The following is a 242-nucleotide window of genomic DNA, read 5'->3' as shown; positions in this document are numbered from 1 at the left end:
CCGGGGGCCGGGGCGCCAGGACCAAGCTCGCGCACACCAACGCCCCGTTGCCGCAGGCGATGAAGTACATCGCGGCCCCGAACAGGGGCTGGATGCACATGCTCGTGTGGCTGGGGCTGTTCGGTCTGGTCGCATCGTCCCACGGGATCATCCTCGGCTATTCGCGCCAGATCTCCGCGCTGGCCCGCGAAGGCTACCTGCCGGAGTGGCCCGGGAAGGTGCAGCCGCGCTTCAAGACCCCG

The 242-nt window shown here is 69.8% G+C and carries 1 pseudogene; it reads left to right on the top strand.

Annotated elements, in window-relative coordinates:
• Positions 1-242: pseudogene (locus KVT39_RS37230) on the top strand (ethanolamine permease); the annotation flags it as partial.

Origin of the sequence: Burkholderia sp. GbtcB21 (assembly GCF_019091065.1) — a bacterium.
Taxonomy (GTDB): Bacteria; Pseudomonadota; Gammaproteobacteria; order Burkholderiales; family Burkholderiaceae; genus Burkholderia; species Burkholderia pyrrocinia_C.
Note: the sequence above shows the minus strand (reverse complement) of the source record. Positions and strands in the feature narration are given on the sequence as shown.